Source organism: Alloprevotella sp., from assembly GCF_057240785.1.
In genome coordinates, this window is the sequence record NZ_DBHHRH010000014.1 from 36,245 (window position 1) to 60,776 (window position 24,532).

The 24,532-nt window shown below is 51.2% G+C and carries 19 protein-coding genes; 3 read left to right on the forward strand and 16 right to left on the reverse strand.

Annotation, left to right across the window (positions count from 1 at the left end; genetic code table 11):
• Positions 1-451: 451 nt before the first annotated feature.
• The 10 genes from ACO4R2_RS03455 to ACO4R2_RS03500 form a co-directional block, all read right to left on the reverse strand.
• On the reverse strand, positions 452-1,123 hold the full coding sequence (locus tag ACO4R2_RS03455) for a DKNYY domain-containing protein (protein WP_484769182.1): 672 nt from the start codon (positions 1,121-1,123) through the stop codon (positions 452-454).
• Positions 1,124-1,832: 709 nt separating this feature from the next.
• Complete coding sequence (locus tag ACO4R2_RS03460; protein WP_484769183.1) at positions 1,833-4,640, reverse strand: M16 family metallopeptidase; 2,808 nt, start codon at positions 4,638-4,640, stop codon at positions 1,833-1,835.
• Between the two features lie 32 nt (positions 4,641-4,672).
• The gene (locus ACO4R2_RS03465; protein WP_484769184.1) at positions 4,673-6,292 is read right to left on the reverse strand and encodes a DUF6850 family outer membrane beta-barrel protein; all 1,620 of its coding nucleotides are present in this window, start codon (positions 6,290-6,292) and stop codon (positions 4,673-4,675) included.
• 4 nt (positions 6,293-6,296) lie between these two features.
• A complete protein-coding gene (locus ACO4R2_RS03470) occupies positions 6,297-7,418 on the reverse strand; it encodes a DUF4876 domain-containing protein (RefSeq protein ID WP_484769185.1) in 1,122 nt (373 codons plus the stop codon).
• 35 nt (positions 7,419-7,453) lie between these two features.
• Positions 7,454-7,975, reverse strand: coding sequence for a T9SS type A sorting domain-containing protein (locus ACO4R2_RS03475; protein WP_484769186.1), 522 nt, complete (start codon positions 7,973-7,975; stop codon positions 7,454-7,456).
• A gap of 30 nt (positions 7,976-8,005) precedes the next feature.
• Entirely contained in the window at positions 8,006-8,386 is a 381-nt protein-coding gene (locus tag ACO4R2_RS03480; protein ID WP_315090789.1) for a hypothetical protein, read from the reverse strand.
• Positions 8,386-11,337, reverse strand: a complete 2,952-nt coding sequence (locus tag ACO4R2_RS03485) for a TonB-dependent receptor (protein WP_484769187.1) — start codon at positions 11,335-11,337, stop codon at positions 8,386-8,388. The genes ACO4R2_RS03480 and ACO4R2_RS03485 overlap by 1 nt, the downstream gene beginning before the upstream one ends.
• Positions 11,338-11,492: 155 nt before the next feature.
• Positions 11,493-11,771 (reverse strand): CD225/dispanin family protein, encoded by a 279-nt coding sequence (locus tag ACO4R2_RS03490; protein WP_484769188.1) that lies wholly within the window; start codon positions 11,769-11,771, stop codon positions 11,493-11,495.
• Between the two features lie 132 nt (positions 11,772-11,903).
• Entirely contained in the window at positions 11,904-12,950 is a 1,047-nt protein-coding gene (locus tag ACO4R2_RS03495; RefSeq protein WP_484769189.1) for a type I phosphomannose isomerase catalytic subunit, read from the reverse strand.
• Positions 12,951-13,675: 725 nt separating this feature from the next.
• Positions 13,676-14,314, reverse strand: a complete 639-nt coding sequence (locus tag ACO4R2_RS03500; protein WP_484769190.1) for a DUF4294 domain-containing protein — start codon at positions 14,312-14,314, stop codon at positions 13,676-13,678.
• Positions 14,315-14,443: 129 nt separating this feature from the next.
• On the opposite strand from ACO4R2_RS03500, the gene rnr reads away from it, so the two are divergent.
• Complete coding sequence (gene rnr, locus ACO4R2_RS03505) at positions 14,444-16,828, forward strand: ribonuclease R (protein WP_484769191.1); 2,385 nt, start codon at positions 14,444-14,446, stop codon at positions 16,826-16,828.
• A 272-nt stretch (positions 16,829-17,100) separates the two neighbouring features.
• Here the strand turns inward: rnr and ACO4R2_RS03510 are convergent, their stop codons facing one another.
• The 4 genes from ACO4R2_RS03510 to ACO4R2_RS03525 form a co-directional block, all read right to left on the reverse strand.
• Positions 17,101-17,406, reverse strand: coding sequence for a hypothetical protein (locus ACO4R2_RS03510; protein ID WP_484769192.1), 306 nt, complete (start codon positions 17,404-17,406; stop codon positions 17,101-17,103).
• An 11-nt stretch (positions 17,407-17,417) separates the two neighbouring features.
• On the reverse strand, positions 17,418-17,870 hold the full coding sequence (locus ACO4R2_RS03515) for a hypothetical protein (protein WP_484769193.1): 453 nt from the start codon (positions 17,868-17,870) through the stop codon (positions 17,418-17,420).
• Between the two features lie 87 nt (positions 17,871-17,957).
• Positions 17,958-18,815, reverse strand: coding sequence for a glutamate racemase (gene murI / locus ACO4R2_RS03520; protein ID WP_484769194.1), 858 nt, complete (start codon positions 18,813-18,815; stop codon positions 17,958-17,960).
• A 57-nt stretch (positions 18,816-18,872) separates the two neighbouring features.
• Complete coding sequence (locus ACO4R2_RS03525) at positions 18,873-19,385, reverse strand: OmpH/Skp family outer membrane protein (RefSeq protein WP_484769195.1); 513 nt, start codon at positions 19,383-19,385, stop codon at positions 18,873-18,875.
• 530 nt (positions 19,386-19,915) lie between these two features.
• On the opposite strand from ACO4R2_RS03525, the gene ACO4R2_RS03530 reads away from it, so the two are divergent.
• Complete coding sequence (locus ACO4R2_RS03530; protein ID WP_484769196.1) at positions 19,916-21,382, forward strand: SLC13 family permease; 1,467 nt, start codon at positions 19,916-19,918, stop codon at positions 21,380-21,382.
• Positions 21,383-21,466: 84 nt separating this feature from the next.
• Here the strand turns inward: ACO4R2_RS03530 and ACO4R2_RS03535 are convergent, their stop codons facing one another.
• Both ACO4R2_RS03535 and ribD read right to left on the reverse strand, forming a co-directional pair.
• The gene (locus tag ACO4R2_RS03535; RefSeq protein WP_484769197.1) at positions 21,467-21,967 is read right to left on the reverse strand and encodes a hypothetical protein; all 501 of its coding nucleotides are present in this window, start codon (positions 21,965-21,967) and stop codon (positions 21,467-21,469) included.
• A gap of 19 nt (positions 21,968-21,986) precedes the next feature.
• On the reverse strand, positions 21,987-23,045 hold the full coding sequence (gene ribD, locus ACO4R2_RS03540; protein WP_484769198.1) for a bifunctional diaminohydroxyphosphoribosylaminopyrimidine deaminase/5-amino-6-(5-phosphoribosylamino)uracil reductase RibD: 1,059 nt from the start codon (positions 23,043-23,045) through the stop codon (positions 21,987-21,989).
• Positions 23,046-23,066: 21 nt separating this feature from the next.
• Between ribD and prmC the strand changes: the two genes are divergently transcribed.
• Positions 23,067-23,909 carry a peptide chain release factor N(5)-glutamine methyltransferase gene (gene prmC, locus ACO4R2_RS03545; protein WP_484769199.1) on the forward strand — a complete coding sequence of 281 codons (843 nt, stop codon included), beginning with the start codon at positions 23,067-23,069 and terminating at the stop codon, positions 23,907-23,909.
• Positions 23,910-24,532 lie beyond the last annotated feature (623 nt).

The window sequence follows — 24,532 nt, forward strand, 5'->3', positions numbered from 1 at the left end:
TGACGGGATTCATGCCAATGCCGTTAGTTGTCTGCATTGAGACAATGATTTGAAAGCGACGAATCACGCTGCTTAAGGGCCGTGTGTTTGGGAAGAGCACGGCCTTCCTAATGCGGCTTTAATCTCTTGATAGAGCAGGGTTGTTATGTGGGAGAATAGTTTATCTCTATATTCCTTCAGCTCCTCCAAACGATTTGGTTGGAGTTATAAAGTGTTGAAAATCTGAAAGATATTAAAGATTAGGATATGTATAATTCAAACGATCCTATAGGAGGAGAGTTCTGAATCCCCCTCTCTTTCTCGCAAAGGTATTATTAAACTTTGAGAATATCAAATATAGGGAGGGGAAATTGCGGTGGGTGGTGGGAAGGGTGGGAGATGTTGTTGCAAAACTCCCTTGCACGGAGTGACGGGTGCAAGGGATTTTTTAGGGGGATAAGGCGGTGGGAGGTTACAACTTTCGTCCTTGAAAATAGGTGTTCCAGGAATCTTCGGCGTAGCCACCGCCGTGGTAGGTGAAGTTCATGGTGGTGGCGCCTTCCACTTTGCGCCCGCGATAGTAGACCGCCCAGTTGTCGGTGGCATAGAAGCCGCCAACGAGGGAGAAATTCATGGTGGAAGCACCTTTGATTTGTTTACCCTCGAAATAGACGTACCAATCGTCCTTTGCATAGCCTTTGCCGAGGTATCGGAAACTCTGTGCTGAAGCTCCCTCGATTTTTCGGCCGTGATAGAGCACGCTGTTGTTCATCTGCACATAGCCACCTTGTGTGAAGTTTCCGCCGTAGTAGAGGTTGTAGGTGTCTTCATCGATGTCGTCGTCCACTAAATCTTGGGCGGGATCTGGACCGTAGGGCCTGCGTTGTGTCACGAGGCGGAACGTGGCGGGGTCTACATACTCCAGGATTTGGCCGAAGAGAAACACATAGCGGTTGTCCTTACCATAGCCGTGTCCCAGATCTTGGAAGTAGCGCGGATTGGCTTCGCGCAGCGGTTGGCCTCTGAAATAAACATAGTCGCGCGTGATGGTGTATTCGCGGTTGAACACTTGCGCCTGACTCTCCATGAGAACCACGGAGGCGAGCAGCAGCGTGCAGAAGCATATCAATATCTTTTTCATCATCATGGTTTGTTTTATGAAATCTTCGGTTGTCTTTGTCGCAAAGATAAGGATTAGTTTGTGGTTTGCCCTTTTTAAGAGTGTTTTTTGTGATTTTATAGGGAAAGATATTTCTTTTTTAATCCTACTTATGAGCGTAAAAGTTTTCGTTTTATTTTACTTTGTTGTGCGCTTCTGGAGTGGCTAAAAAATCGAGTGTCTGCAAAATCTGTGGGATTTTTTAGCGGTTGTGTTCTGCTGTGGAAAAGAGAAAAGGATGAAAAACTGGCGGAAAGAGGTGGATGGGTGCGTTTTTTCCACTTTTTTTGTCTTTTTTTCTTGAAAATACGGCCGTACCTGTCCGTCGGTTTCCTTATTGCGTTGGCTGAGTTCCTTATTCTGTCAGCTGACACAATAAGGATGCTGGCGGATAGCCTTATTGCATCAGCGCGCGAGTGGTTTCGACTGTGCGGTCGGAGGGAGAAAAGCGTGGATTGGAGCCGTTGGTGGGAGGCTAAAAATAGGAAGTTTCTTTACGGATATATAGAACTTCGTGGATGCTTTTAGCCCACGAATTTTTACGAAAAGAGCGAAATCTCCACGAATAAGATGAAAAACTTGCGGAGTGCATGTGCGGATGATTGGAGTAGTGGCATCAAAAAATCCCGCCCAACCTCTGTGGGAGAAGTCGGGCGGGAAAAGCTATAGAATAGAGAAAGTATGTCGGTTTGCTTTATTTCTCCGAGAGCATGGTCACTTCTATGCGGCGCTTGCTTTGGAGCATATTTTTGGCAATGCGTTGGACGTCGGCCGCTGTGGTTTTCTCCACAAGTTGCTTATAGTTCTTGTCGAAATCAACACCATAGCGCAGCTGGTTGTAGAGCACATAGCTCCAATAGTCGTTGGTGATAACGGCCTGGTCGTACTGCTTGAGGAGGTATTCCTTTACCTTTTTCAGGCTGGCAGCCGCAGGGCCTGATTGGGCAATGTGTTCTATCTGTCGGTAGATGATAGGCATCACCATTTCGTATTTGTCTGGGTCGGTGTCGAAGGATACTTTCAGCAGCGCGCGTGGGTTGGAATATTTGTCGATACTACTGCTTAGACTCACGCCATAAACACCGCCTTTGTCCTCACGAACAGAGTCGACATAGGCAATAGAAAGCACGCGGCGGAACATGTCGAGCTGCAAGTCGGACTTAGCGGAGTAGGGCTCGTTCCAGGTGTAGATGATGCTCACCTTTGAGATGGGTGTGTTCATCTTCTTCGTCCAGCGGTGCGTTTCGTTGCAATTGCGCACGTTGGGGTAGGTGTCGGCAAATGTTTCCTTCTTGCCCGTTGATGGCAGCGAAGCGATGTACTGTTCGAGCAAGGGGCGGAGCGTTTCGAGCGAGATGTTGCCCATCACAATCAGTTTGAAGTTGGAAGCATTGCTGAAACGTTCATGATAGATCTGCAGCACGCGGTCGTAGTTCACCTTGTCGATCGTGGCAGCCTTCACGGGCTGAGTGCGTGGCGAATTGCCGTAGACGATAGCCGAAATCGAATCGTTGTAGCCCACCTTCGGACTGGCCTCACGATTGGTCAGGAAGGAGCGCATGCGGTTGAGTTCTGCACTGAAAGCCTGATCGTCGCGGCGCAGGTCCGTGAAGTAGAGGTGTGCAAGCTCGAAGAGCGTCTTCACATCCTTCACGGAGGATTGTCCGCTGATGCTCTGCGTTTCTGCACCTACGTTGGCGTTGATGCGCACCGTCTTGTCGGAGAGATACTTGTTGAGAGCGAGTTTGTCGAACTTTCCAAGTCCGCCTTCCTTAATGGCAGTGGCAAGGAACTGAATGTTGGGGATGTCGGCATCAGGGTAGAGCGATGAGCCGCCCTCTCCGAAGAAGCGCAACGTCACTTGGTCCTTATTGAAGTCTGTGGGCTTGAAATACACCTTTACGCCGTTGCTCAGCGTGAGTTCTGTGGTGCCGTGGGCAAAGGCTTTTTGGCTCACGATGCGGCCCTTGTTGGGCAGTTTCTCAATGAGCTTCGTGTCCACCTTCTTTTCCTGGTAGGCGGGATACTTGCGCGCCTGCGCTTCCAGTACGTAGCTCTCCAGTTCAGCATCGGAGGGGATGTGGAAGTCCGCTTTCTCGGGCGCGTAGACCACAAGCACTTGGTTGCGATTGGTGATGGCCTCGCGCATAGCAGCATTCACGTCCTGGAGCGTCACCTCGCGGTCGAAGCGTTCGGCCAGTTGCTTGTCGTAGGCCTCGGTTGTGATGGGCTCGTTGTTGAGGAAGTTGTTTTGCGCCTTGCGCACAAAATAGCTGTTGCGGCGATCGTCGCGCTGGTTGAAGCGGTTGTTGATAAGCTTGAGGTAGAAAGCTTTGGCGCGGTCCAGTTCGCCCTGCGTGAATCCATGTTGGCGAATCTGTTCGATACAGCCCACGGTAGCGTCGAAAGAGCCACGGATGTTTTCCTGGCGCGCGCCGAAGGAGAGAGTGAACGCTTCTTTTGAGCGGCTCACGAGGAACTGGCCGATGTGTGCTGATGCGCTGAGGCAGGGCTTACTCGGACTTTCCTGCACCTCGTTGAGGCGTTCGCCCACGATATAGCTCACGAGGTCGTCAAGGTAGGCATCGCGCTGATACTTCAGTGTGTTCTTTTCCGTGTCGGGGGCTGCGTCGCGCTTCATATAGAGATTCACGAGCATGATGGGCTGCTCTGCATCTTTCAGGGAGGACACAATCATCTTGTCGTTGTCGGGCACGGAGAAGTACTCGCGCTTGGCGGCGTTCTTTGGCATAGGGATTGGGCCGAAGACGTCTTTGATCTTCTTCTCCATAGCGTCCACGTCGATGTCGCCCACCACGATGATGGCTTGCAGATCGGGGCGATACCATTTGTGGTAGTAGTCGCGCAAATCTTTATACGGGAAATTGTCCACAATGTCCATCGAGCCGATGGGCAGGCAGTCCTCATACTTAGAGCCTTTGTAGATAATGGGGAGTGCATTCTCCATCATGCGCTGTGTGGCCATGCCGGCGCGGCGCGTACGCCATTCCTCGTGGATGACGCCCCGCTCCTTGTCTATCTCCTTATCGGTGAGCAGGAGGTAGTGGCTCCAGTCGTGGAGGATAAGGAGGGTGGAGTCCACCGTTGAGTTGTTGCGCACGGGAACAGCTCCAACGTGGTACACAGTCTCGTCAACGGAGGTGTAAGCGTTGAGATTTGTACCGAACTTTATGCCGTGTGCCTCGCACCAGTGGACAATGCTCGGGCTCTTGGGCGTGTCGCGGAAGTTCTGCGTTCCGTTGAACGCCATGTGCTCCAGAAAGTGGGCCAAACCGCGTTGGCGCGGCTCTTCGAGGATGCTACCCACGCGCTGGGCAATGTAGAAATCGGCCAAACCAGCTTCTTTCGCGTTGTGGCGTATGTAGTACGTCAGGCCGTTAGGCAGCTTGCCAGTTCGGAAGCTTCTGTCGGTCTCTACGTTTTGTGCCGTAGCTTCTGTTGTAAGGAATAGCAAAAAAATATAGGATAAAATTTTCTTCATTTAAGAGAGATATAATAATGAGTGCTGAAGGATTAGAACGCACATCCGATGGTGAGCGTCACCCCCGTATTGTCGCGTCCAGCCAAAAAGGCGTTTCTCACGTTGGCCTTGTGGTGGACAGCATCGAGATTGATGTAGGTTTTCATGCGAGTGGCGGGGAAATGGAAGGCATAACCCACCCCACCGCCAAAGGTGTATTGCGGAGCAGTCAGATAGAGATATTCTCGATAGAGAAAGGCCTCCATCTGGGGAAATCCCTTTTGCTTGTCGGAGGGTTTGATGAATGTACCATCCTCATAAGCTGCGCCACGACCTTTAGCATAGGCCACGCTGCCGTGCAAGGAAAGCACACCGTTGCGAAGGAGCAAGTTGCGCTCAGCTTGCAGATAGCCTTCCGTTCGAGTGAGTTGCTGATGGCGGAAGTAAGGATAGTCGTAGCCCGTCTGCTTGCGGCGGTTCACATCCAGTCCGGCCTGCACGCTCCAAAGGGGGAGTTCGTTAACGATACCCCAGCGAGCGGTGTAGCCCACATGGAAATCCTGCCACAGGCGGTTTCCCGTCTTCACTGCATCATAGTATTCGTAGTAGGAAGCCCCCGATTGGTTCAGCAAACCTCGGTAAGTGTTGCGCAGGTTGCGGAGATTCTCCTGCGTGAAGTTGAGGTCCACGCTGTGCTCCTGCCTCTTGCCGCGCCATTGCAGGCGAGTGGTATAGCCCAGTAGGTGGCTGTTGTGATTCATAAAGGTGATGGAATATTGCGACTTCCGCCCGTAGTATCCATGGCGGTAAGCGAGCCAGAAGTCGTTGTACCAGTTCAGTCCGGGCAGGGGCGTCCAGGCTGCTTGTACACCTGCACCTTGATATTCGGTCAGGAAGGGATGCTCAGAACCGCGCGCGGTGAAGCCTTGATCAGAGAACTGCTCTGCTTCCCCTATCCATGGGCCGTAGTTGATAAAGGAAAAGTAGTCCTTATCGTTTCCCGCGTAGGTACTGAAGGAGACGCTCTCCGTGTTGCGGCGGTACTGATAGTTTGCGCCAAAGCTGAGCGTGCGGCCTACGGGAGCATAGATGGATGCCAAGAGGTTGAGGTCCATCAGCTTTGTTTTGTGGCGCAAGTCGCGGTACTTGGCAGCGTTGGCAGCAGTGAAGTCGACCTTTGCTCCTATAGCCAGTCCGCGCCACATTTGCCAGCCGAGTGCGCCAGTGAGGTGATAGGTATCGAAATGCTTTTTGCCCGCATTGGTCAGCGAGTCCTCCGCAATGTCGAAAGGCTTGCGGTGGGGACTGATAAAGGCAGAGCCCGTCATTTCTCTTCCCGAAAAACTATCATAAGTCATCTGTCCGTAAACAACCATGCGCGGCGAGAGCTGGTAAAAGGACTCCACGCGGCCCGTAGTATTCCATGCTCGTGGCGATTCGTTGTAGTTGACGAAACCTCCACGCTGATAATGGGTTGAAAGTTCGGCGCGCGAAATGTTACGACTCTGCCAGCGTGTGAGTGCTGCAGCATTGTTGCCTCCCAGCCATGCGTCGCTCGCCCCCACGAAGTTGAAGTCGCGCAGGAGCAGACTGTCGGCCGTTTGAGAAAACAAGCCGACAGGAACAAGTAATGTCCCTGCCAGCAAGATGATATATGATGAAAGTTTTTTCATTTATTTAGTTGCCTCGAATAGAGAACTGCTTGCGTTCGTGGAAGTCGGCCGTAGAATTGTTGCTGTCCTGGTAAACGATCTTTGCACCATTCTTGATAGATGCTTCAGCATCAATTCCGCTGGGGTCATTACCTAAGGTGTAGCCGTAAACGAGTTTTGCCTCGTTGCCTGCGATGGCCTTTGTGGCTGCTGCATCTACGTTGCGATACACAGTATGGCCTTGACGATAAGTCTGTTTTACGAAACCAGCGTCTATGTCGGCTGTGAAACGCTTCTTGCTTTTGCCAACATTTATGTCTTGGTATACTTCAACACCATCAATGACCCACGCTGTAGGAACTTTCAAGCAAGCAAAAACTGGGGTTGCTGGTTTGCCAGCTTCATAAACGATGTTGGCTGTATTATTAGCATAGTCGCGAGGGGTAACGCCTTTGGTCTGGAAGATAAAGAAAGCGGGCGACGTCACGCTCAGCGGCCACGCGTTAGCTTGACCATATTTCACTGCCTTTAAGTAGTGAGCAGATGGAATAACATCGGCTGGTGTGGGATAGTATTTAGTGTTGCTATAGCCCGACTCTAGATCGTACATTGCATAATAGTCTGCGTTGACGTAGTTAACGCTCTTGCTGTACGTCTGTGTGTTGTCGATTGCGCCCATGCAGCTAACTACCACTTGAGAGTAGGGAGCGAGCACCAAAGCCTGCTGGAAATACCAGATACCATTAGCTGCTGGTACCCATCCTTGAGAAGCGTAAGAAGGTTCGGTGCTGGACTCATCGCTGTACCAACCGTTTTGTGCCTGCGCATTATAGGGGTTGAGAATACCTACTGCCAAGTTGTTGACAACAGCCGTGTCGGGACAGTTATTATAGATAATAAAGCCCTTATCCATTTGGAAAAATTTAGAAGCATCGTTGTCGTAAGGAACGCCCGAAGTGTAGAGTTCCTTGACAATAAGTTGGTCGGCGTTTTTGTCGCGGAGCTGGAACGTTACGTTCTTCACGGCCTTGGTTGAGATAGTGTCTGTCGTGCCGTCAGTATGTGTAACGATCATGTTCCAAGACTGAGCGTTGGCGGAGAGTGACACTGTCAGGAGGGTCACTAAGGAGAGTAATAATTTCTTCATGATGTATTTTGTTTTTTGTTTGTTGCTAAAATGTTTTACTTATTGAGAACTTTGAAGCTCTTGCTGGGAGTGCTCAGGATGTACACACCTTTGGGGAGGTTGTTGAGGTCTACGCTGACTTTTCCTTCAGCATCGGCCGTGAGAGTGCTCACTGCCACGCCACTGATATTATAAACGCGCACCAAAGCTCCTGCTTTCAGACCGCTAATTGTGGCATTGCTGAACGCTACGTTTGAGGCGGGAGTTGTTGAAGTACTACCTGTTGAGGGCACGTCCTTGATGCTCGTCGTCACTTGCTCAGTGGTGAACGAATAGTCGCGGAGGCCTTCGAGTGCAGTCATTAGTTGGTCGCTTCCACAAGTAACCACGAGACTGTCGCCTGCATAGCTAAGCACGGGGGCCTCGTTCAGCGAGAACTTGTTGATAGTTCCGTCGGTCTGCGTCAGCACGAGATAGGTCACTGTCTCCGTTCCGTTGGCGGATGAAGCCTGGGAGTGGAGTGGAGCCAAAGTCATTATGGCCGCTGCGACCATAGTGAGGAGGGTTCTTTTCTTCATGTTGTTAATTATTTTTATTGTATCTATTCTTTAGTGTACAATGCGCTTGCGCGACATTGTGAGAGGGAGCGTGAAGGTATGGGCCGAGTCGCTGGTCACTACCACCTGACTGAGCGTACCATTGAAGAAATAGCGATAATCTTTGGTGGTTTTCTGTGCCGAACTACGAACGCTATAGATACCTGCCGGCACCGTGAAGTGAGCTTCGCCCTGCGTGTCGGTAGAGTCCACAAACGTACTGGCCGTAGTATTGAGCAGTTCAACGCGCAGTCCGTCCAGTGGCCCATCATAGGTCTCAGGGACTTTCAGCTTTATGTTGATTTTGACCACATCCATCGTGTCGTCGTAGTCCGCACATGCGGCGGGCAGCAACAGTAGGAGCGTCAGGAGTATGTAAGAGATACGTTTCATCAGAGTTTGAGTCTTAGCGAGAGTCCATAATAGAAGTTGGGAACATAACCGCTTCCGAAGAGCGACGTCTCTAATCCCGTCTGCGACGAGTGTACACGGCGCAATGTGTTGAAGAAGTTGTTGGCGTAGAAGGATAGAGAAACGTGGTCGCCGATCTCCTTCGTCACACTGATATTTGCCGACCAATACGCGCTTAGTTTGTTGGGATTGAGCGTAAAGGGATAGTTCGTGCGAACAATCAGTTGCGAGAGGTCGTTGTAAAGGTTGCGGTCGTTATCGCGCGCCTGGCGGTACGCATCGTAAAAAGGTTTCTTTTCCGTGGGATTATCCCAGGTAGAATAGTATTCGGGAAGTACGGCAACAGTTTGGTTGCGCGTTTTTCCATCATAGGGCTTGTCGAGATTAGGTTGGCCGTTTTCAACGAGATAGCCTTTCGAAGTTTTCGACCGATTATAGCGATAGAGAGAACTCTCCACGCGCAGAGCCATGATAAGGCGCAGTTTGGGAATATGAGTAGTGAACGTAGCGTTTAAGTTCACTTGGCTCGACACATTCCCGTTGGTCACGGCAGCATTTGCCGTGTAGTCGGTGGAAGAGGCACTGCCGCCGCGGTAGTAACCGATGTACTGATAGAGCGCACCGTCGGATTGGCGATTGTGCAGTCCCAGAGGGACATCAGCAAAGAGTGTATGATCCATTCCTTTATAATGGTAGTAGTTACCATCAAGGCGCACTTGTGTGCGTAGTGGACGAATCTGCGTGAAATCAATGATCCATTCCAGTCCGTAGCGGCTTACGGTCGATGCATTTACGTAAGTGGCGTTGGTCACGTATGTATAGCGGTTTTCATAGGGGAGCGTGACAGCTGGGCGCTTGCCCGTCACGTCTGTCACAGTGACAACGCCCGTTGTGTGGTCCATACTGAACGCTCGGTCGCTTACGGGGATGCCGCTCTTTTGCAGCGCCGATGGCGTGGTGTATTTATAGGCGAACGGCGTAAAGATGTTGGTGGCCATGTAGGGGCGGAACGTCTTGTTGTAGAAGGCCGACACGTTGATGTCTGCGATGCGCGTCTTCACCTCTATTCCCGCATCGTATTGATGGGTGTACTGCCAGCGCAGGTTGGGGTTGCTCACCGTTGTAGAAGGGTAAGTGTAGTAAGCGTAGTAGGAACGGTTCTGCGCATCGCTTGTGGACGAGAATGCGAGCATATCTCGGTACGAGGGCGAGGGATAAAGGATTTGGAAACTGGGAAGTTTCACACTCTTCCCCCATCCTGCGTGTAAGCGCAAGTCGGAGACCCATGCTTTTCTCCCAGAAAAGAATACGTAGCGACTGTTGATGCGCGGCGACAACGAACTCACGCGTGGATACTTCGAGTGGCGGATGATGGTAAGGTCCTCGCGCAAACCAGCTGTCAGTTCAAAGAGTCCGCCTTTTGCTGTCGGGACGCTCACTTTCTCTTCCGCGTAGAGCGCCATATTGTTCATAGCGGGCTGTGCATCGTAGCGATATTCGCGCCACGTAGGGGCGTAGCGCAAGTCGTCGTAGTAGGTGCCGCGTCCGCCGTTGTGCGTGCTCGTCCACTCGGCTCCTGCCATGAGCAGATTCCTCACGCTGCCAAACTTGTGGCTCCAGTCGGCCTTCAGTTTTACGGAATAGTTGAACGGCTTTGAGTCGTTGAAACCTTTCACATACCAGTAGCCCGTTGGACCTAAGATGATGTTGGCCGTTGGGTTCTTGTCGTAGTCTTCAGCAATGTTATAGCCCTCTGTGAGCGTATGTAGATAAGGCTGTGTGGACGCGCTGCTTGCCGTGGAATATACCTCTGAGCGGCGGTCGCTGAATGAGGCCGCGCCCATCAGTTGTAATGATGTGAGCCAAGGTTGGTTGAGCTGCCAGTTCAAGCGAATGTTTCCGCTCAAACTGTTGTCCCGCGCTTTTGAGTAGCTATTCAAATGCTCGTCGGGATCTGCCTTCGAGTTGTAGCCACCAATATTTCCGCGAAAACCCACATTGACCGTCAGCGGTAGGCGGTTTTTCATCGCCACATTGAGATAGTTGAGCGAAAAGGCGTTGCGTTGATAAGCCGTATAAGGCGAAGCGGCATCAGAAAAGGAACGCGCGTGTTCCAACGAAAGGTTGATAACGCCACCGTCCTGCCCCACACCAAAGCCCTTATTGACGGCCAACTGACGTGTGTGCTGATTGACAGAGCCTTCAATGATAAATGGAGAGCGGCCGCGGCGCGTGTTCACTTTCACAATGCCGTTGCTCAAATCGCCATATTCCACGGATGGAATACCTGCAACGATTTCCACGCTCTCAATGTTCGACGCGCTCAGCGTGCGGGTACTGGCGCCCAAGCTCTCTCCTGTTGTTGAATTGTTGTTGAGGCGCACGCCGTCCACTTCAACGGCCGTGCCGAAAGAAGCATTGCCGCGCTCCGATGAAGCACTGCGTAGCGACATACGCCTATCGTTCATCAACGAAGGATTAACACTCTTCCCGCCTGGAAGGAGTGTGGAGATATCGCTAAGGTTGATGATTTGCTGGTTGTCCAGAGTGGTGCGATTGATGGAGTAGGCTGTTGTAGCATCGTCGCGCTTGCGCTTTGCCACCACTACGGCTTCACCGAGTTTGAGGTCGTTCTCGTCGAGCGTCACATCCATGACGATGTCCTTGCCCGTAAAGTTGATGGTTTGCGTGCGCGAAGCATAACCCAAACAACTAACGACTACTGTCGTTGGCCCTTTGGGTACGTTTTTGATAATGAAGTGTCCGGATTTGTCTGTATAGGCGTAGAGGTGGCTTTCTTTGAGTGTGACAGAGGCAAACATAATGGGTTGTTTGTCCTTGGCACTAATAATGGTGCCTCTCACGTTCTGCGCGAAGCCCACAATACTAACACTCCCTAATATAATGGTTAAAACGATATCTCTCCTTCTCATTCCGAATGAAAATACGGCATTTTGGATAGGCAAAGATAGGCCTTCCCAATGAGAGGTGAGATACCCTGTAGGGGGTATTCCTACTTAATGAATGTGAACTCAAACGTATTGGCAACTGCGTTTGAGGAAATTTTGAGCGTCTTTTATCGCTGCTATCAGAAGATTTGGAAAATGCCACTTACATGTAAGTAAATGGCTAAGAACGTGTAAGTAAGAGTACCCACAATAAAGCTGATGATGGACCACATTCGTGAAGTCGCAGCAGCCATGCGTGCATCCATGGGGCGTTCTTCATCATAGAGGTTATCCGCTTGTCGCGAGTAGATAAAAGATACTATGCCCAAGGGGAGAAAAAAGACAGCTGAAAGAACAGCCCAAGCAAAGTTCGTTCTCCGCTTATGTGAACTGTGTTTTTTTGTTGAATTTGTTTCCATAAATACTGACGATGCACATCTCTTCCGAAGCCCCAGCTAAATAGGGCTTTCGTAGCAGACGACAAGGCCATAAATTGGTAATAGCGGTGCAAATGTAATAAAATGTCGGAATATTTGCTGTTTTTTTGTCTTTTATTTGACGATTTGCTTGAAGAATGTTTTGATGGGGTTGTACTCGTTGTTGATAAATGCATCTAAAATTTTGTTCGACACTCCCGATTTGGCGGGGATAATATCGCAATCGGCCACGGCGGCAGGCAGGAGGCAGGTGGAGCCTTCTCGGAGTAGGATTTGTTCGCCCGTGGAGCGCAAACGGATATAGCTATCGCCCTTGATGGCCATCGTAACAAAGAAACTGTCGTATTTGATTAAGTCGCGATGAATAGGTGCATCGAAATTGACAACTCGGACATTGAAAAATTTACTATCAATGACCAGATTGGCACTATTGTTCTTCTCTTCGTAACGAGTACGATACTGACTGTCCACCTTGTAGTTGAGGGCCTGCTGCGCTAAGTCGACGTGGAGTTCGCGCGGTTCACCGTCCATTCCGAGGCGGTTGTAGTCGAAGATGCGGTAGGTGAGGTCGCTGCTCTGCTGCACTTCGGCCAGCAGAATACCTTTGCCGATGGCGTGGATACGACCTGCTGGGATAAAGAATACATCGCCGGGCTGCGCCTCATGACGTGCTATGACATCGGTCAGGCTTCCGTCGGCAATGCGCTGGCGCAGTTCGTAGGGCGTAATCTCTTGCGCAAAACCGCTATAGATACAAGCTCCAGGTTCCGTTTTGATAACGTACCACATCTCGTTCTTACCCATCTTTCCGTGTACCGCTTTGGCCATTTCGTCATCGGGATGCACCTGTATGCTCAAGTCCTCTTGAGCGTCAATAAACTTGATGAGCAGTGGCATTTGCCCATCGTAGTGTTTGTAAACGGCCTCTCCGAGCACCTGTCCTTTGTAGGCCGCGATGACCTCATTGAGCGTTTTGCCGGCCAAAGGTCCGTTAGCAACGATGCTGGAGCAGTTGGGAATGCCGCTGACCTCCCAGGATTCACCAATAGGAGTCTCGGTATGCGGAAGCTGCTTCCAGTTGGTAAGATAATGTCCGCCCCAAACAGCCTCGTGTAGATTAGGCTCAAATAGGAAGGGGTAAAGAGTTGGAAGACTTTGCATGTTGCAAAAATACAAAAAAATAATAATCTCTCCACTCTCGCCTTTTTTAGCTCTATCGATCTGATGCCTCTTTTAGACAAGGCCTCCGATTAGTCCGACTTGTCCGATTCGCCCGTCTTGTCTTCTCTTTCGAAAAAGTCAAAAAACTTCTGATTCTAAGCCTCCGAAAATAGCGCGAAAATGAGCTGCTCAATAAAATCTCTGAGCAACGCAACGGTGAGCTGCTTGAAAAGAACAGCAGAATAAGGGTATTGATAAATACAATAAGGATGTCGGTCAGCGCAATAAGGCTATCAGCTGACGCAATAAGGATGTCCGTTCACAGCCTTATTGTATCGACGCTCTACTGGTACAGAATCACCTCTTTCTCCCTCCTTTTTCTCGTTTTTTCCTTATAGCAGTTTCGCACCTCTTAGGTGTTCTTCATCAAAACTCTCTTATTTCAAACTTCATCTAATAAATCGCCGCGAAAATCCCTTTCTTTTAACATTTAGATTGTCCGATTCACTTGTCAAATTATCAGACGATAAAATAAAGCTTTCCGGTGCATCCTTCTTAGCCATTGGCACATTAAAAAAGCGGCACTCGCCGCTCCTCATTAGCACATTAGCATATTAGCACATTCCATTGGCCCATTTCCTCGCGGCATTAGCACATTAAAAAAGCGGCACTCGCCGCTCCCCATTAGCACATTAGCACATTTCTTTGCTGCATTAGCACATTCCCTAAATCTGTCCGCTCTCCACCAGTCGGCATACGCGCTCCGTCAGGCGGTCGTCGCCGTTCGGGTCGTAGTGTTTGTTGAGGTTTAGGCCAAACATCCAGCCGATGCTTTGGTAGAAATTTGCCCGTGCAGTACCGAGGAAGGCTCGCGCAATGCTCAGGCCCGTCTGGTTGCACTCGCGATCCACGAGCTTGATAAGCAAGCGGCCCTGCGAGCGGGTCAGGCGGCGCACCATTGGCTTGTACTCGTTCACCAAGTCCTGCTCCACGCGTTTCCAGTGGGCATCTCTGCTCCGCTGGTCGGGCAAAGTCTCAACATAGTTATAAGTCTCGATGATGGTATATCGGGCCATTTTAGCCAGCGGTAGGAGCTTCTTGATGTTTTCCACCAAGCGATTGTAGCGCGCCTTTTCCTCGTCGTTCTTAAAAGTAAGCGGGGGATATTTATATACAGGGTCGACGAGGCGGATAGCTGGGATACTGTCGCCCTTGTAGAGTGTCTTCTCCACTTTCACAAAGTGGGGCATAGCCACATTCTCCAGGTTCTTGCCCGAACCAGGATCTTCAATATCTTGTGCTTGGAGTGTCACTGCGAACGCGGCACAGAGCAACAGCAGTATGGCTCTAATCTCTTTCTTCATAGGCTGCAAAAGTAGAAATATTTGTCACAGCCCTGCGTTATTTTATATTAAATGAGAGGAGAAGTAGTTTTTTTTAAGGATATTTGCAAGAAAGTGAGCTATTTCTGGCTCACGCAAAACTATATCTATATGGCAAAGTCCAAGAAAACCTCGCGCCGATTGTCTAAAAAAGACATCGTGCAGCAATTGTTAGAGCTCTTCGAACAGAACCCAGCGAAAGATTTCAAGGTGAGAGAACTCTTTCAGGAACTTCATGCTACCAATCATCCGCAGAAAATGCTGATGCTCGACGTCATTGATGATCTCATTCTCAACGATTATATAGCCCGTGACGATCGCGGTAACTACCGCTACGCAGTGCGCTCCCAGGTGATGGAAGGTACGTTTGTGCGCAAGCGCAACGGCCGCAACTCATTCGTTCCAGACGATGGCGGGCAGAGCATCCTTGTGACGGAACGCAATTCGAGCCATGCCCTCGATGGCGACCGCGTCAGAGTGACCATGCTGGCCCGCCGACAAGGCCACACCCGAGAGGCCGTAGTGACGGAAGTACTCGAACACAAGAACGACTCCTTTGTGGGCGAGCTGAAAGTGGATAGAAACTTCGCTTTCCTTATCACCAACAGTCGTTCGCTGGCTGCCGACATTTTCATCCCAAAGAAGTTCTTGAAAGGAGGTAAAACGGGTGACAAGGCCGTAGTGAAAATCGTGGAATGGCCGCAGGATTCGAAAAGCCCCATAGGCAAGGTGGTCGACATTCTTGGACATCAGGGCGAAAACAATGCAGAAATGTGCGCCATTCTTGCAGAGTACAATCTGCCGTATTCCTATCCTGAAAAGGTGGAACAGGCTGCGGACAACATCCCAGTAGAGATTCCAACCGAGGAGATAAAGCGGCGCGAGGATTTCCGTGATGCCGTGACTTTCACCATCGACCCGCACGACGCTAAAGACTTCGACGATGCCATTTCTATACGCCGCATCAGTGGTAAAGGCTTGCCGCTTTCCAATGCACGCCCCAAAACCACCAGCAGTAAGGCTGTGTGGGAAGTTGGCGTACACATTGCCGATGTTTCCTACTATGTGAAGGAGGGCGATACCATAGATCGTGAGGCCTACAATAGAGCCACGAGTGTCTACCTGGTAGACCGCACCATCCCGATGCTGCCCGAAAAACTCTGCAACCAACTCTGTTCGTTGCGACAAGACGAGGAGAAGGTGGCATATTCCACTATTTTTCATATCAACGAGAGAGGTGAAGTGCTGGATTGGCACTTGGCGCACACCGTGATACGTTCCAATCGTCGCTTCACTTATGAGGAGGCACAATACATCTTGGAACAGAACGGCGAGGCTTCGGCTGCCGATCTCCAAACGCCGGGCGACCATCCAGAAGTGCTACCCGAGGGAACGCCGCTTACGGGAGAGTTTGCAGAAGAACTCGTTGTGCTGAACCGCCTGGCAAAGCTCCTGCGCGACAAACGCTTCAAAAACGGAGCTATAGGCTTCGACCGCGCTGAGGTGCGCTTTGAAATCGACGACAAAGGCCATCCTATTTCTACGTATCTCAAAATTGCGCGCGATGCCAACAAACTTGTGGAGGAATTCATGCTGCTGGCCAATCGCTCCGTGGCAGAGCGCATCGGAAAGGTGCCTCGCGGTAAGAAACCCAAAACCTTTGTCTATCGTATTCACGATGTTCCCGACCCAGAGAAGCTGGAGAAACTGAATGGATTTATAGGTCGATTTGGCTACAAACTAAGGACGGAGGGCACCAAGCAAGAGGTGAGCAAGAGTCTGAACCAGTTGCTCGAGGAAGTTCATAATCGTCCCGAAGAAAATATGGTGGAAATGGTGGCGCTAAGAGCAATGATGAAGGCGCGCTACTCTATTCACAACATCGGCCACTACGGACTGATGTTCGACTACTATACACATTTCACGTCGCCCATCCGTCGCTATCCCGACTTGATGGTGCACCGTCTGCTCACGCGATATGCGGAGGGTGGCCGAAGTGCCAACGGTCCTCGCTTTGAAGAGTTCTGCGAACACGCCAGCGCCATGGAGCAACTGGCAGAAACGGCAGAGCGCGCCAGTATCAAATACAAGCAAATCGAATTTATGGGCGACCGACTCGGCGAAGAGTTCGATGGCGTCATAGATGGGGTGACGGAGTTCGGCCTCTATGTGGAAGTGACGGAGAACGGCTGCGAAGGAATGATTCCGCTGCGGTGCTTGGAGGACGACTACTATGAATTCGACGAGAAGAACTTCTGCCTCATCGGCCGCCGCTTCCGAAAGCGCTACGCCTTGGGCGACAAGGTGCGCATCTGCGTGGAGCGCGCCAACTTAGACCGCCGACAGCTCGACTTCTCGCTCGTGGAGACCGAAGAACAAAAGGCGCATCCCGCCAAGTCGGCTAAACCTGCTGCTAAGTCGGCATCGCGCCCCGCTCCGCAAAAGCCGGCGGCGAAGAAGAAACGTACTTCGCGCGGGAAGAAGAGCGCGAAATGATGAAGGGGTGAGACTTGCCGCTGAGCAACTGCTGGCGGCTCGTCTTTCGCCTTATCCACTGCTTTATCAGCTGTATCGGACAGAGCAGCAAAGCCCGAGTGTCCGACAATAAAATAGCCTGCGGCGAACACGCAAGTATCCTACCCATCAAAGGGAATAGCTTGTGTGTTCGCCGCAGGCGTTTTATGTTCGGTTTGTTGCAGCAAGCTTTCGCGCAAAGGCAAAAGCTTGTCGCGCCACCGTTGATATTTCTTTGTTAGTGGCTCATCGCCTTACGCACGACGGTTGCGCTGGTTGGCAACTATCACCTGCGAAAAAGTGCGACCATTGTTTGCGCCTTTGCTTGCCTTCTCGTTGGCGCGCACCTTTGTTTGCGCCTTTGCTTGCACGTTTTTATTGGTCGACACCTTAGAGGCTTGAGCCGAAGCGCCCGTTGTGAATGTCACTTTCTTCACGCTGTCCGTTGGTATGCGGAATGTCTTCCCGTCTTTCTGCTTCACAACCATGTGGTAGTGCTGTGCGGCAGCTGGAGTGGTAAGGCCCATGATGAATAGGGCTGCAAGAAGCATCTTTTTCATTATTCTGTTCTTTACTTGTTTACTACTTTGATGATGGCCGAGCCGGCTGTGATAACGTAGGTGCCGGCGGGGTATTGGCCGAAGCTGATGTGGGCATCGCCATTGCTGTTGGCTTTTGCGCTATGCAGCAGGCGGCCGTCAGTGGCATAGAGGCTCACGAGCGTACCCGTAGGTAAGCCGCTGAAATGTGCCGTTCCATTTTGCAGCGTGGGGCGCGTAGTGGTTGTTCCGAGCCCTGTGGTGGGCGAATCTTCAAAGTAGTATTTCTGCACGTTCGATAAGTCGGTAGTTACTTCATTGCTACCGCCCACTGCCTTAAACGTAGTGCCAGCGTAAGTAATGACAGGATTGTCGGACAAGGAGAAAGTGATTTTTTGTCCGTTTTTGAGTGCCACTACGAGGTCTTTGGCTTGCAATCCAGCAACGCTCAGGAGCAGCATCATAAGAAGGGTGATTCTTTTCATGTGAGTAGGTATTTACAAGATAGATAAACGGAAGGGCAGGTGTGGGAGTGTTGCTCCGTCCGGCTCTTCCAAAATTTTATGGAAATGTTATGCCATCACCTCCGGTAGTTCAATCTGCGTGACCTGTAAGTGGGATTCGCGGAGGAATATGGCTGCTGTTTCGCGGAATTTAGATTCTTGTTCGGTGGTGAGGTAATGGCATTGCCCCATCTTGCTGCATTGTGCCTCAAGCTCGGGATGTCGCTGGAGATAGTCCACCAAGCTGCGCGCCACATACTCGCCTTGTTCGATGATTCGGACCCCCTCGGGGACATACTTCATGATTTTGTTGATAAGCAAAGGATAGTGAGTGCAACCCAGTATGAGCGTGTCTATTTCTGGGTCGAGGCGCATGATCATATCGATGCGTTTCTTCACGAAATAGTCGGCCCCGGGCGAGTCATATTCGTTGTATTCCACCAGCGGTACCCACATGGGGCAAGCCAGCGAGGTTAGTTCGACATATTTCTCCAAGCGGCAAATCTCCATTTTGTATGAACCAGAGTTGACGGTTCCGGGTGTGCCGAGAAGGCCCACATGCCCCGATCGCGTAATCTCAGGCACAGCCTCCACCGTGGGGCGAATCACGCCCAGTACGCGGCGGTCTGCTCCGAGGCGCGGGAGGTCGATTTGCTGAATGTTGCGCAAGGCTTTGGCCGATGCCGTGTTGCACGCCAGTATCACCAAGCGGCAGCCACGGGCGAAGAGCGCTTCCACGGCTTCGAGCGTGTATTTATAGATCACCTCAAAGGAACGAGGCCCATAAGGTGCGCGGGCGTTATCGCCCAGATAGATATAATCGTATTGCGGCAGGTATTGCCGTATCTGGCGGAGAATGGTGAGTCCGCCGTATCCGCTGTCGAAAATACCGATGGGATAGCGTTGGTTGTTAGAGTCTTCAGACATCTTTCTTCTTCTGTTGTGCTGTGGATATAGCGCAGCGTGTGGAATAATTCAGGGAATTTATCGCTTGAGTTTTTCTCTGACGTAGGGCGTGGCATCCTCTCCAATTTGCGGATGCACAAAAGGCACTGTATTATTGTCGAGATTAAGCACAAACTGATAGCCGCGCTCCATGCCCACTTCGCGGATAGCAGCATCCAAGCGTTGGCGAACGGGCTGCAGGAGGTCGACAGCAGCTTTCTTTAATAGTTCTTCAGCCGACTGGCGGAAAGCGATGCTTTTCTCCATAGCCTCCTGCAAATCGCGCTGACGTTTCAGCAGAATGTTCTGCGGGAAATTCTTCTGTCCTTGCAGAAATTCGGCAAATTGCCGTTTGAATCCCTGTTCGTTATAGTCCGTTTCTTGCTGATATTGTTTGCGGAGCGTTGCCAGCTGCTCCTGTGCAGCAGCATAGTCGCTCATCTTCACCAGCAGCGAGTCGTAGTGTAAATATCCATATTTCAGAGCGGTTTGCGCCTGCATTGCGGCACAGCCTACAAGCAGCAAAACCATCAGGAGTATTGTTCGTTTCATGCTTATATATAAATGTGTGTTCTGCAAAAATAATGATTCCCCTCCGAATCTGACACATAAACGACAATAATAACTCAAAAAAGCCAGCATCAAGCATTTGGAGTCTTCGGCAGAACTTTTCGCCTGGCGGCTTTCTCCCTGCCGTTGTTTGGCAAGATGGGTCTTTTTCTCTTCTCCTTTTTCACCTATCGATTTCTACAAAGGAGAAGCTGAAAAATACAATAAGGATGTCAGCTGACAGCCTTATTGCGTCAGCTGACACAATAAGGAAGCCAGCTGACACAATAAGGATATTTTTGGTTTCTTTTATGATGTTGTAAATCAGCTTGATACAATGAATCTTTTTCGCTATTGGAGAGAGAGGAGTCTCCCGAAGGATTATTCGAAAAGTCGGAAAGAGGAGCGGCTTCTCCTGTGTGTTTTTACAGCAATATATATCTTTTTGCTATTTTCACTTTGCAATTTATGGAATAGTCTTTACCTTTGGCCCATCTAATATTTCGCAAACTAATTCTAAAAAACGTAATACTATGGCAGAAGAGAAAATCCCCGGCCTAAGTGCGGCGTTCTCCCCCAAGAAGCTTTGGGAGTTCGTCGGCATCATCCTTGTGACCACCATTGTTTGGAATCTTCCTATCGACTTTTTCGGTATCAACGGACTGACAGTTGTGCAACAGCGCATCATTGCCATCTTCGTGTTTGCCACGCTCTCTTGGCTCACAGAGTGTATCCCCTCTTGGGCCACTTCGCTCGGTATCATCACCACGATGTGTCTTACTGTGACCAACAACGCTCTTCTGCCTTTCAAGGGCGAAGGCGTGGGAGAGTTGCTCAAGTCGAAGGACGTCATGGCTTCCTTTGCCGACCCCGTCATCATGCTCTTCTTGGGCGGTTTCATCCTTGCCATAGCGGCATCCAAATCGGGTCTCGACGTGTTGCTGGCTCGCTCCATGATCAAGCCCTTCGGTCGCAAGAGCGAGAATGTGCTGTTGGGCTTTTTGCTCATCACGGGCGTGTTCTCCATGTTCGTTAGTAACACAGCCACGGCGGCCATGATGCTCACATTCCTCACCCCTGTGTTTGCCGCTCTCCCAGCCAGCGGTAAGGGGCGCATTGCGCTGACATTGAGTATCCCCGTTGCAGCCAATCTCGGCGGTATGGGAACGCCCATCGGCACGCCTCCCAATATGATTGCCTTAAAGTATCTCAACAGTCCAGAGGGGCTAAACATGGACATCGGCTTTGGCACGTGGATGATGTTTATGTTGCCACTCGTCATCCTGCTGCTCGTCATCAGTTGGCGCGTGTTGCTCTATTTCTTCCCCTTCACAAAGAAAACTATCGACCTCCACATCACCGGTGAAGTACACCGCGGTTGGCGTATGTGGGTGGTGTGTGCCACTTTCATTGTTACCATCCTGCTTTGGGTCATTCCGAAGGAGATTACGGGTATCGATTCCAACACTGTGGCAATGGTGCCCATGGGCGTCTTTGCGGTGACGGGCGTTATCACGGCGAAAGATTTGCAGGAGATAAACTGGAGCGTCATTTGGATGGTAGCGGGCGGTTTCGCCTTAGGTCTCGGCATGAACGGCTCAGGTCTGGCAGAGAACGCCATTGACAGTATCCCATTTGGCTCTTGGAGTCCTGTGGCTATCTTGCTCATTTCGGGCCTTATCTGCTTCTTCCTCTCCAACTTCATTAGCAACACGGCCACGGCAGCTCTGCTCGTGCCGATTCTGGCCGTTGTGTGCAAAGGTATGGGCGGTGCGCTCGGCTCTATCGGCGGCACGGCAACGATTCTCATCGGTATCGCCATCGCTGCTTCCAGTGCGATGTGTCTCCCCATCAGTACTCCGCCGAACGCCATTGCATACAGTACGGGCCTCGTGAAGCAAAACGAGATGTTGAAAGTGGGGCTAACAATGGGCATCGTCTCTATGGTGCTCGGCTACTTGGTACTCTATTTCGTAGGTTCTATGCACCTGATGGCTTAGTGGCTCTTGACAAATAGAAAAGAGAAGTCCCCGGTATCTGCAAATACCGGGGACTCTCTTATGCTTAGCCTGTTGCGGTGCGTCTCACCAATTCGGGTTTTCCACATCCGTGATGAGGAAGCGTTTGTTCTTCTTTACGATTCTCACGCGTAGGGTGTCGCGTTTCCCTCTTGAAGTCATTTTGACCACATACCAGTTGTCCTTCGCTGGTTGCACGGAAAGTGTGCGCAGCATCTCGGCGTCGTCGGGGTCTTGCCCGCCGCCACGGAAGAGCCATACGGCAAGGCCCGTTCCGTCCTCGTCATCGTATTCGCTCACAAATCTTTCGTGGAGCTTCTCTATCAACTCTTCGGAGAAGTGTGCTCTGAATTTCGGATTGCTGTCTACATCCTTGCCTCCCAAAATATAGGATTTGAGGAAGTGCTTATAGAACTGTCGCACTTCGTTGGTGTTTGCTTTGCTGGTCGCCTTTTTCTTAGCAACCACCACTTTGTGTTGGCCATTCTGTGCCTGCGCTTCATGGGCAGAACCGCTACCCGTCCATGCCAGTAGGGCAAGGCAGAGGGGGAGAAAGATTTTTTTCATGATGATATAAAATATGTTGTTAACTATTTGTCCAATGACTGAAAGGAACGCCGAATTTCTGGACAATTTCCAGTTCTACGCCGTAGGGCATACGCGGCGCAGGCACACCGCTTTGCAGCATAGCTGCCGACAGCTCCTCCCACGCTTCGTCCCAAAGGCCCGCATCGATGAACGACTGCAAGGTTTGCGCGCCGCCCTCAACGAGGAGGCTCTGCACGTTCTGCCGATAGAGCGAATCGAGCATGGTTTCGATGTCCGCGAAGCACTGCCAGCCGCGCGGAAGTTCTCCCTCGGCCACGCGCCCCAAGACAACGGGCAGCGGGTCGGCTCCGTCCCAGGCTCTCACCGTCAGGCTCGGGCGATCGAGGCGCAGCGTGCTGTGTCCCACAAGGATGGCCTGATGCCGCGCCCGCTGATGGTGCACTGCCATCTGAGTGAGCGGTGTGGAGAGTAGGGCGGGTTGCTGCGCGGCTTGAGGCGTTGATTCTTCAGTGCCATCCTCTGCTGGTTGGGAGGGGAGTGGAGCAGCAGTATCCGTATCGAGGAGCGGCTCTCTCCAATTGTCCAGAAAACCATCTTTGCTGCGCGCCCATTTCAGTGTGATGTAGGGACGGCGGTGAGTATGGAACGTGAAAAACTTCCTATTCAGTGCGCGGCATTCTTCTTCCAACACGCCGACAACCACGTCCACACCAGCATCGCGCAGCATCTGTATGCCGCGCCCATGAACCTTTGCAAAAGGATCTTCGCAGCCCACAACCACGCGCGGGATGTGGCAATCGATAATGAGTTTGGCACAAGGCGGTGTTCGGCCGAAATGAGAGCAAGGTTCAAGACTCACATAGATTGTGGCCTCCTGCAAGAGTGGGCGGTCTTCGGGGCGTACGCTGTTGATAGCATTCACCTCAGCATGTGCCTGTCCGCAATGGGCATGATACCCCTCGCCAATGATACGTCCTTCGCTAACAATCACCGCACCCACCATCGGGTTGGGAGCTGCTCCATTTTCGCCCTGCCGAGCCAGTTGGAGGCAGCGGCGCATATAGAAAGTGTCCGTTGTTCTTTTTGATTTATTCATTACCTTTGCCTTATGAAATCTATGTTTCGCCAAATTGTTGATACGCTCATCCCGAAAGTGGAAGAACGGGAAGCCCGCGCCCTAGCGTTTGTTGTGTTGGAAGATGCCTTTGGCCTGTCGCGCACCGACATCTATCTGGGCAAAGATACGCCATTTTCCGAAGAAGATACAATAAGGCTGGAAAAAATTCTCCGCCGCTTAGAGCAGGGCGAACCTGTGCAATACGCCATTGGTACAGCACAATTCTGCGACCTCACCTTTCGCGTGACGCCCGACACCTTGATTCCTCGACCGGAAACGGAAGAGCTGGTGGGGTGGGTGGCTTCTCTGCTGCCCTCCGAGGCTCCTTGCTCCGTTCTCGATGTGGGAACCGGTACGGGCTGTATTGCCATCTCTCTGGCCAAGCAGTTTCCACGTGCACAGGTCATGGCGTGGGACATTTCGGAAGGGGCTTTGGCCGTGGCGCGGCAGAATGCGCAAACCAATGGCGTTACAGTAGATTTTCGCCGAACGGATGTGTTGGAAGTGGTAAATGAGAGCGCAGCGAGCGCGCCCTCGAGTGATGTTCTCTACATCGTTTCCAATCCCCCTTATATTTGTGAGCGCGAGCGCGCGGAGATGGAAGCCCACGTTTTGGACTATGAACCCGCCTCAGCTCTCTTTGTTCCCGACGCCGATCCCCTTCTGTTCTATCGGGCTTTGGCGCGCCTCGGTCAGCAACTCCACGCCGCCGCAGTGTTGGTGGAAATCAATCAAGCCTACGGGCAAGAAACCGTCAGAATGTTCCAATTAAGCGGCTACTCCAACGTGGAACTGCGCCGCGATATTTATGGGAAAGACCGAATGATAAAGGCTGTTCGCTAAACAGCTAAACGGCCCAATGTTCTTGCCCGAAAAGCCTGAACCTCTGCACTATTCGGTGAAGCTTCTAATGCTTCTTTGAATCATTTGCAGGGAGAGACGCACAAACGCAATAGCGATGCTCGTAAATCTCCTTATTGCGTTTGGGAATATAATAAACCTATCCGCCAGCATCCTTATTGTGTCAGCTCACTCCCTTATTGCGTTTTGGAAAGCAATACGGCTATCTCCTCGCATCTTTATTGCATCCACTCTCCCCAGCGACACAACGTGCTCACTCACAGTCCCCGGCGGGGACACACCATGCGTAACCGCGGGTGATGCCCGAAGGGCGAACCCGTGGGAAAGTGAAAAAGAGAACTCCGACGCCGCCGGCGTCGCACAGCATCCACAGCACCTCCTCCTTGTCTTTATTTTCTGTTGTCACGCCGTCACGTTGTCACACTTTGAGTATAACTATCTGAGAACGTTTATATTATAAGCGTGACGACGCGTGACAACAGTGTGATAACAAAAATTTTGTTGTCACGCATCTAAGTACCTATCTATCAGTACCTTCCCTCCTGCGTGACAACGTGACAACAAAAAACGAGTTTTTTTCAGGTGGGGGAGATGAAGGTTTCTCC

Bases quoted from the DNA above. Each gene is read 5' to 3' on its own strand.
- ACO4R2_RS03455 (WP_484769182.1), bottom strand. From the start codon at position 1,123: ATGATGAAAAAGATATTGATATGCTTCTGCACGCTGCTGCTCGCCTCC.
- ACO4R2_RS03460 (WP_484769183.1), bottom strand. From the start codon at position 4,640: ATGAAGAAAATTTTATCCTATATTTTTTTGCTATTCCTTACAACAGAA.
- ACO4R2_RS03465 (WP_484769184.1), bottom strand. From the start codon at position 6,292: ATGAAAAAACTTTCATCATATATCATCTTGCTGGCAGGGACATTACTT.
- ACO4R2_RS03470 (WP_484769185.1), bottom strand. From the start codon at position 7,418: ATGAAGAAATTATTACTCTCCTTAGTGACCCTCCTGACAGTGTCACTC.
- ACO4R2_RS03475 (WP_484769186.1), bottom strand. From the start codon at position 7,975: ATGAAGAAAAGAACCCTCCTCACTATGGTCGCAGCGGCCATAATGACT.
- ACO4R2_RS03480 (WP_315090789.1), bottom strand. From the start codon at position 8,386: ATGAAACGTATCTCTTACATACTCCTGACGCTCCTACTGTTGCTGCCC.
- ACO4R2_RS03485 (WP_484769187.1), bottom strand. From the start codon at position 11,337: ATGAGAAGGAGAGATATCGTTTTAACCATTATATTAGGGAGTGTTAGT.
- ACO4R2_RS03490 (WP_484769188.1), bottom strand. From the start codon at position 11,771: ATGGAAACAAATTCAACAAAAAAACACAGTTCACATAAGCGGAGAACG.
- ACO4R2_RS03495 (WP_484769189.1), bottom strand. From the start codon at position 12,950: ATGCAAAGTCTTCCAACTCTTTACCCCTTCCTATTTGAGCCTAATCTA.
- ACO4R2_RS03500 (WP_484769190.1), bottom strand. From the start codon at position 14,314: ATGAAGAAAGAGATTAGAGCCATACTGCTGTTGCTCTGTGCCGCGTTC.
- rnr (WP_484769191.1), top strand. From the start codon at position 14,444: ATGGCAAAGTCCAAGAAAACCTCGCGCCGATTGTCTAAAAAAGACATC.
- ACO4R2_RS03510 (WP_484769192.1), bottom strand. From the start codon at position 17,406: ATGAAAAAGATGCTTCTTGCAGCCCTATTCATCATGGGCCTTACCACT.
- ACO4R2_RS03515 (WP_484769193.1), bottom strand. From the start codon at position 17,870: ATGAAAAGAATCACCCTTCTTATGATGCTGCTCCTGAGCGTTGCTGGA.
- murI (WP_484769194.1), bottom strand. From the start codon at position 18,815: ATGTCTGAAGACTCTAACAACCAACGCTATCCCATCGGTATTTTCGAC.
- ACO4R2_RS03525 (WP_484769195.1), bottom strand. From the start codon at position 19,385: ATGAAACGAACAATACTCCTGATGGTTTTGCTGCTTGTAGGCTGTGCC.
- ACO4R2_RS03530 (WP_484769196.1), top strand. From the start codon at position 19,916: ATGGCAGAAGAGAAAATCCCCGGCCTAAGTGCGGCGTTCTCCCCCAAG.
- ACO4R2_RS03535 (WP_484769197.1), bottom strand. From the start codon at position 21,967: ATGAAAAAAATCTTTCTCCCCCTCTGCCTTGCCCTACTGGCATGGACG.
- ribD (WP_484769198.1), bottom strand. From the start codon at position 23,045: ATGAATAAATCAAAAAGAACAACGGACACTTTCTATATGCGCCGCTGC.
- prmC (WP_484769199.1), top strand. From the start codon at position 23,067: ATGTTTCGCCAAATTGTTGATACGCTCATCCCGAAAGTGGAAGAACGG.